Source organism: Alishewanella sp. HH-ZS (genome assembly GCF_001704375.1).
In the GTDB taxonomy this organism is placed as follows: domain Bacteria; phylum Pseudomonadota; class Gammaproteobacteria; order Enterobacterales; family Alteromonadaceae; genus Alishewanella; species Alishewanella aestuarii.
On record NZ_LZEJ01000068.1, the window covers coordinates 1 to 7,210 of the forward strand.

The window sequence follows — 7,210 nt, forward strand, 5'->3', positions numbered from 1 at the left end:
CATGCTGGGCGCACACAAAAAAGGCGGATTATCCCGCCTTTTTTGTTTTCTATGAGCTTTAAATTTTAAAATCTGTATCAAAACGTCGAGCACAAATTTGAATGACCGTAAGCAAGCAGCAGGACAAATGTTGTTAATACCGACATCTGGCTAAGCGCGATATCGAATTTTAACGATTCTGCCAATTGTTGTACTCGACCTTTTTTTGCTATTTGACTAAGGCTTTGGACAATAGCGTCCCGGGGAAATTAGTACTTCAGGATCCAGCGCCTGCTTTAAGCGCTGCACCACCTGCCAGAATGGGGTATCAGCCTGTAACAACTCTGCCTGCTGCTGCAGATTTAACCGATACGGTACCCAACCATGCTTTAATCCAACCGCTACCAATTCAGCCAAACAAGCTTTAGCCTGCGCCACAGCCTCTGGATCCAAGCGGTTAAATACGATTGGAATAGTGCTGTCTACCGTATCATGGCGCAGACTGGTGAACGTAATCATTGGCTCAATACCATACTTGGGGCAAAGCGTGCGGATATGCTGGATAAAGGCCCGCATTGCCTCAGCACGCATCGGCACCAGGGGCGCGTACCAAAGTAAACCGCACTGATCAGCCGCCGGGTTTAATCTAGCGCTGGCAGTGGGTGAAACTCTGGGATTGCGCCAGTAAGCTAAAGGCAGGGCAACCTGATTAGGCACACCGCGCATAATTTGAATACCGGCATCCAGCGATGCCAGCATTTTTGCCGGTTTGGCTAATAAAGCCGGTAGTAGTTTAACCGCCAGACGTCCTATTTTTATCAAGGCGCTGCTGGAAAACAGGACCTTATTCGCCCTACCAGCGATAATGCCTTTTACTTCAGCCTTGGCAGCTGCCACCACTCTTGGCCGGCCGTAAAGGGTGCCGGCAATAGTCCAGGCCGGTATATCATAGGCTTTTGCAATATCAGACACCTGCTGTTCTGTCATCACCTGATGCGCAGCGGCGCCATTTGGATTTGCAGCCATCATGGCTGCAACCCGCCTACGATCCATGATATTCACTGAACCGACGACGCCCTCCAAATCGCGCAGGATCTGAAACACAATCTGTTGCGCCAGTTCAAACTGCTGGTCATCCTGAAATTGGATATAGAATGCATCAAAGGCAGCAGGATTAACTTTTAGCCGCACAGTGATCTCGGTAACGATAGCCAGATTACTCTGGGTCCATAAGCCATCCAGATAGGGCCCTACACCATACTTATAGGTGTGATCGATAAGCCCTTCCTGGCTTTGATCTAACTCGGCCACCGCTGACTGCACGATACTGCCATCGGCCAGCATGGCACGCATAGCCGTTACTGCCCCAAAATGGTCGGTATAGGGGGTAATGCCATAGCCACGTTCCAGTGCATTACCCAAAATACTGCAATCCGGACCCGCACCAGTTACCGGCACCATAAAAGCTAATTGCTGTTGGTCAAGAAAGTCACGTAATAGCTGCTGCGTTACACCGGGTTGCACTGCAAATAATCCCAGAGTCGCATCAATCACCCGGATCTGTCGTAAGCCACTTAAATCGAGTAGTACCGCGGGACTATTGGGTGTCGCTGAATTGTAGCCCCAGTTTTTGCCAGTACTGATTGGGAAAATGGCGAAGGCGTCATCGGTATGGGTTAACTGGCTGGCCAGTTGTAACAGTTGCCGGATATCTTGCTCTGTTGCCACCTTGACAACTAAAGACGTGGCCGTTGCCTGAGCTTCACAATTTTGTTGATAGGTGAACAGTGCATCATTACCCGTTATCACCTCACAGGCCGAAGAAAGGCACTGTGTGATACGTTCTGCTAACTGCACCCTAGCCTCCGCTAAACAGCGGGCCATTCGGCAGCTGGATCCCATTGCTTTGACTCTCGCGCGCAGCGACTTGCTGATGACTAAATAATTCTTTTTCAATCGATTTCATCAGTTTGATATAGCCTGATGAAATGTTTTTACGGAACATATCAGAGTTAATGTAGTACGCTGCCCGCTTACCATGATATTCCACCGGTTCACCAAGCTGCTTAAAGTTAATGCCAACAAAGCTTAAACTGCGGGCCAATCGCGGCTCCATCATTACAAAAGCATGCAGCCGGTTGGTATGAAAAGCCATAGCCGCCGCCGCCATATACAAGCAAATCGCAATGTAGGGGAAGCAGCGTAACTCATTAGCTGAAAAGGTACTTTCATCGATTGCACCGGTCGCGGCGCCGGCAAATTTATCTATTGCCCGCTTCCGGAACATCGCCGGCACGGCAAGGCGTGAAAACTCGCAAATATTTTCCCTGGCAAAATTGGCCGGGCTTAAACTTAAATCCTCAATGGCATGAGAGCAAAACTTTTCAATTGGAAGTAATTGTTGTGGATGATCTGAAGTTATCAATCGCACCGTGCCAGCCATCTGGCTAGTACCAAGATGCCTGATAAAACAGTGAATCGAGTGGCTATCAAACTCATCAAATTCCTCGTGATTGGGTTTTAAATCTTCGAAATGTAATTCTTCACAGTACACATTGTGTCGCAGTTTAAAAACTTCATGTTTTAGATCTGCCGTTGAGGCAACCTGAGGTTTAAGGTATTGCGAGAAGTGTTCAGAGATATGTTTCGCATCATTGCTGGCGAGAGTGGAAATGGCCTTTTTTACCATACCGCCGATAATAGGTTTATCCGCTAAAGCTCTAAGCTGTTTCATAAATCCCTCTGCCCATATTGTCGTAAGTACCCTAAAGTACTGGCATCACACTTTTTACTATTGCCTGCTAAATTACAATACTTTCCAGTAGAAATATTTAATCTTAACCAGCAGGTACCTTTTCGAGTACTATAAGTTAAGATTAATACAAGATGATGGATTACGCTAAGGCAGGCAATTGATATGCGCATATTTTTTATCATTTTATTTTTGTTACAAGCCGGCGCTTTAAAGGCTCAACAGCCATTAAGTACCACAATCCAACAGGTTAAGCCGGCAATCGTCGCTATTGGCATTCATAACCCAACCGGCTCTCCAAGAACACGGCTGGTTGGTACCGGTTTTGTGGTGCCACCGGGTAATCAGATTGTCACTAACTACCATGTTATCGCCAGTCCGCTGGATACTAATCGCCAGGAAGAATACGTTGTATTGTCGGGCCAGGGCAATCAGATTGTACAGCATAAAGTACTGCAGCAACGCTCTGCATTGGCTTATGATTTAGCCGTACTAACCATCCAGCAACGCTTACCCGCCCTCACGTTACTCAGTACGCCAGAATTAGTGGCTGAGGGTACGGACATTGCCTTTACCGGCTTTCCGATCACTCAGGTACTGGGCCTGCATCCGGCAACTCATAGGGGTATTATTGCCGCGCAAACGCCTGTCGCGATCCCGGCCGATAACTCAGCTAATTTACATGCTGCTGCGATCCGCCGCTTAGGCGCCCCCTATCTGGTGTATCAGTTAGATGCGACAGCCTATCCCGGTAATAGCGGCAGTCCGCTCTATTTACCTCATTCCGGGCAGGTTATTGGCGTGATTAATCAGGTGCATGTAAAAAGCACCCGTGAGGCAGTGTTAAGTGATCCCAGCGGCATTACCTATGCGATCCCGGTGCAACATTTATTAGCCCTGCTAAGCCGCACTGAATAATGGTTGCTGCTATGTTGGCCTTTACTCCTGAACAAATTGGCTTTGCGCTGGCGGCTTTGGCTTATGGCATATTGTCACTGCTGATTTTAACTACCAGAACGAATAACGTTCCTAAGCAACTGCTGCTAGCCTTTACCGTCAGTAGCCTGCTCTGGGCCTTCTGGTACGCCACGACCCTGGCTATCCCCTATGCCGAGCCGATGTCCAAGGTATTGGAATGGTTACGCCAGTTGCTACTGATTTTGTTCTTGTTGGCCGCTTTGCAGCCTCAGTCGGGCATCACACCGTTTCTATTAAAACCGCACACCTTATTGACACTGCTGTTAGGCGTGATCTGGCTGAGCTTCGCGCTGCTCCTGCCCGCATCCAATAGCTTGCTGTATACCGGCTCTCTGGCGTTTTGTGTCGTACAACTGGCATTACTTGAGGCTTTATATCGTAAAGCCTCTGATGCCGAGAAATGGCAATATAAACCTCTGATTATCGCCCTGGGTGCTGCCGCTGTATTTGATTTTGTACTGCTGGCAGAATCGGCACTGTTCGCCCGGGTTGATTTACAGCTATGGCAAGCCAGGGGCTTTGTTTTTGCCTTGCTGGTACCTGTGCTGACGCTCTCCATTCGCCGTATTACCGTTTGGGAAATCAAGGTCTATATCTCCCGCGATGTCGTGCTGCAGAGCACTTTGGTAATGGCTGCCGGCCTGTATTTATGTTTGCTGGCACTGACCGGATTTTACCTGCGGTATGTCGGCGGTAGCTGGTCCGAACTGTTACAAACCAGCTTTATCGTACTGGGCTTTGTGTTGATGTTGTTGTTACTGCTATCAGCCACCGTCAGACGCAAAGTAAAGGTATTTATTGAAAAGCATTTTTTTGCCAACCGCTTTGACTATCGTGAACAATGGTTAAAACTGACTCAAGGGCTTAGGCAGGTCGATCTGAATCAACCCAGCCGCTTTCAACAGATCCTGGGGGTGTGGCTGGATTCCATTCATTACCAGCAAGGTGCCTTACTGCAATTTCAAACGCCAACCCAGATCAAGGTCCTGGCCTTGCAGCAACGCCCGGCGCTAACAGAAACCGAACTCACACTGCTGGAGCGTTACTATCAGCAACATCAGAATGATGCCTGGCAACTTGACCTAAGCGAAAGTGATGAGCTGACCACCGGCTTGGATCAGGCAGAGTTAAAGTTCCAGCTGCTGTTACCAATCAGGACTAAAGATCAGCTCTGGGGCGTTTGTTTGATGCAGGCAAATGCCGGGCAGCCATTGAAACTCAACTGGGAATTGCGGGATTACTTGTCGGTGGTTTCAGAGCAAATTGCCGCCCTGCTCCAGCTGATTCAACATAGCGACAAGCTCAGTGAGAATGCCCAGTTCGCGGCCTTTAGCAGGATGTCTGCCTTTGTGGTGCACGATTTGAAAAACGTAAAGGCACAATTGGATTTGCTGCTACGCAATGCCGTTAAGCATAAGCATAATCCCGAGTTTATCGAAGATAGCTTTACTACTCTGGCGGCAATGCAACAACGTCTGGATCATATGCTGTCACAGTTGACCAGCAAACAAAGCCCGACTCATCCACTGCGCAGCTTTACTGTCGCCTCGTTATTAGAGCAGGTGATCAGCCAACGTTGTGCGAATAAGCTCCCGACACCTGAACTTATCGTAAAACAGGATGCCAGTTTAACCCTGGATAAAGAGCGCTTTGCTAATATTATCTTCCACTTGCTGGATAACGCCCAGCACGCCACTGCAGATGATGGCCAGATCCGCTTAACCCTTGATGCCAGCGGGGAACAGTTAAAGATTGAAATCAGCGATACCGGTAGCGGTATGACAGCCGACTTTATTGAGCACCGGCTGTTCAAACCTTTTGATACCACTAAAGGTAATGCCGGTATGGGCATAGGCGTTTATGACGCCAAAACCTTTATTGAACAGGCCGGCGGTAGCATCAAAGTACAAAGCCAACCGGGGCTTGGCACTACCTTTCAACTGGAACTTCCGTTACACTTAGCTAACAATATTCAGCCAGCAGCAATCGCTTTGCTACAAGGATCGTAAGATGCATACCGTTTTGGTAATTGAAGATGATTTGGGTATCCAGAAACAATTAAAATGGAGCCTCAGTGATTACGAATTGGTCTTTGCTGCCGACCGGCAACAAGCCATGACGCAATTGCGCCGCTTTGAACCAGCCGTTGTTACGCTGGATCTGGGCTTACCACCTGATGCCGCCAATGCCTCAGAGGGCTTGGCTTGCCTCACCGAAATCTTAACTGCTAAACCGGAAACCAAGGTCATAGTACTTACAGGCAGTACCGATAATAATCATGCGTTGCAGGCCATAGCGCTCGGCGCCTACGATTATTATCAGAAACCCATCGATGCCGATGTATTGAACATTATTCTGCAACGTGCCTTTAAGCTAAGTCAGTTAGAGCAGGAAAACAAAGCTTTAAAAGCCAGTAGCTATCAGCAGGCGGATATTATTGGCAATAGTGAAGCTATCCAGAAAGCCTGTCGCACTGTTGAGAAAATTGCACCTACAGAAATCACCACCTTGTTGTTAGGCGAAAGCGGTACCGGTAAAGAAGTTTTTGCCCGGGCTATTCACCGGCAAAGCCCGCGTACCGGCAAACCTTTTGTCGCGATTAACTGTGCCTCTATTCCGGAAAATTTGCTGGAAAGCGAACTGTTTGGTTATGAAAAAGGTGCCTTTACCGGCGCGGTAAAAACCACCCTTGGTAAAATAGAGTGCGCTAATGGTGGCACCTTGCTGCTGGACGAAATTGGCGATATGCCCCTTTCGCTGCAAGCTAAAATGCTGCGTTTTTTACAAGAACGGGTTATTGAGCGGGTTGGTGGCCGCAGCGAAATAGAAGTCGATGTCAGAGTGATCTGCGCGACCCATCGTGATTTACAGGATATGGTGGCCGCGCAAAGCTTCCGCGAAGACCTCTACTACCGGATCAGCGAGATTGTGTTGCGGATCCCACCACTGCGCAATCGCGGTCACGACATTATTCTGATTGCTAAAGCTTTACTGCATCGTTTTAATCAGGAATACAAAACCCAAATCCAGGGCTTCACTCCCTGTGCAACTGAAGCGCTGCTGAGCCACAACTGGCCTGGAAATATCCGCGAATTACAAAACAAGCTGAAGTCAGCGGTGATTTTATCGGAAAGTAAGCTTATTAATGCTGAGGATCTTGGGTTTCGCCCCACTGCAAATAAGAGCAGCTTTCAAACCTTACGCCAGATCCGCGAGCAGGCCGAATCGGAAGGTATTCGTCAGGCTTATGTGCTGGCAAACAGCAATTTGTCGAAAACGGCTGACTTGCTGGGCGTAAGCCGCCCTACCCTGTATGCCCTGATTGATAAATACAAGTTATACGATTTAAAGGGGACTGAAAGCGAAACAACTGAGTCCTAAGTCAACTCAGAGCTGACAGCTAAAGGGAGGAGAAAAGCGCCTTTCTCAGGATACCTGTACCCTTTAGCGTTTATTAAGCTTCACTTTGTAGTACAACAAATCGAGTAGGAGGCGGGATCA

The 7,210-nt window shown here is 48.3% G+C and carries 5 protein-coding genes; 3 read left to right on the forward strand and 2 right to left on the reverse strand.

Annotated features, from left to right (window positions below; all coding sequences use genetic code 11):
* Nucleotides 1-216: 216 nt before the first annotated feature.
* Both A9165_RS16010 and A9165_RS16015 read right to left on the reverse strand, forming a co-directional pair.
* Nucleotides 217-1,836: an FAD-binding oxidoreductase gene (locus A9165_RS16010; protein WP_065956630.1), complete on the reverse strand. Its 1,620-nt coding sequence runs from the start codon at nt 1,834-1,836 to the stop codon at nt 217-219.
* Between the two features lies 1 nt (nt 1,837).
* On the reverse strand, nt 1,838-2,713 hold the full coding sequence (locus tag A9165_RS16015) for a PEP-CTERM/exosortase system-associated acyltransferase (protein ID WP_008610060.1): 876 nt from the start codon (nt 2,711-2,713) through the stop codon (nt 1,838-1,840).
* A gap of 183 nt (nt 2,714-2,896) precedes the next feature.
* Between A9165_RS16015 and A9165_RS16020 the strand changes: the two genes are divergently transcribed.
* Genes A9165_RS16020 through prsR form a run of 3 tightly spaced genes read left to right on the forward strand, consistent with a single transcriptional unit; the run spans nt 2,897 to nt 7,090 of the window.
* Nucleotides 2,897-3,649, forward strand: coding sequence for a serine protease (locus tag A9165_RS16020; RefSeq protein WP_008610059.1), 753 nt, complete (start codon nt 2,897-2,899; stop codon nt 3,647-3,649).
* 11 nt (nt 3,650-3,660) lie between these two features.
* The gene (prsK, locus tag A9165_RS16025) at nt 3,661-5,718 is read left to right on the forward strand and encodes an XrtA/PEP-CTERM system histidine kinase PrsK (protein ID WP_065956631.1); all 2,058 of its coding nucleotides are present in this window, start codon (nt 3,661-3,663) and stop codon (nt 5,716-5,718) included.
* A 1-nt stretch (nt 5,719) separates the two neighbouring features.
* Nucleotides 5,720-7,090: a PEP-CTERM-box response regulator transcription factor gene (gene prsR, locus A9165_RS16030; protein ID WP_008610057.1), complete on the forward strand. Its 1,371-nt coding sequence runs from the start codon at nt 5,720-5,722 to the stop codon at nt 7,088-7,090.
* The last annotated feature ends 120 nt before the right edge of the window (nt 7,091-7,210 follow it).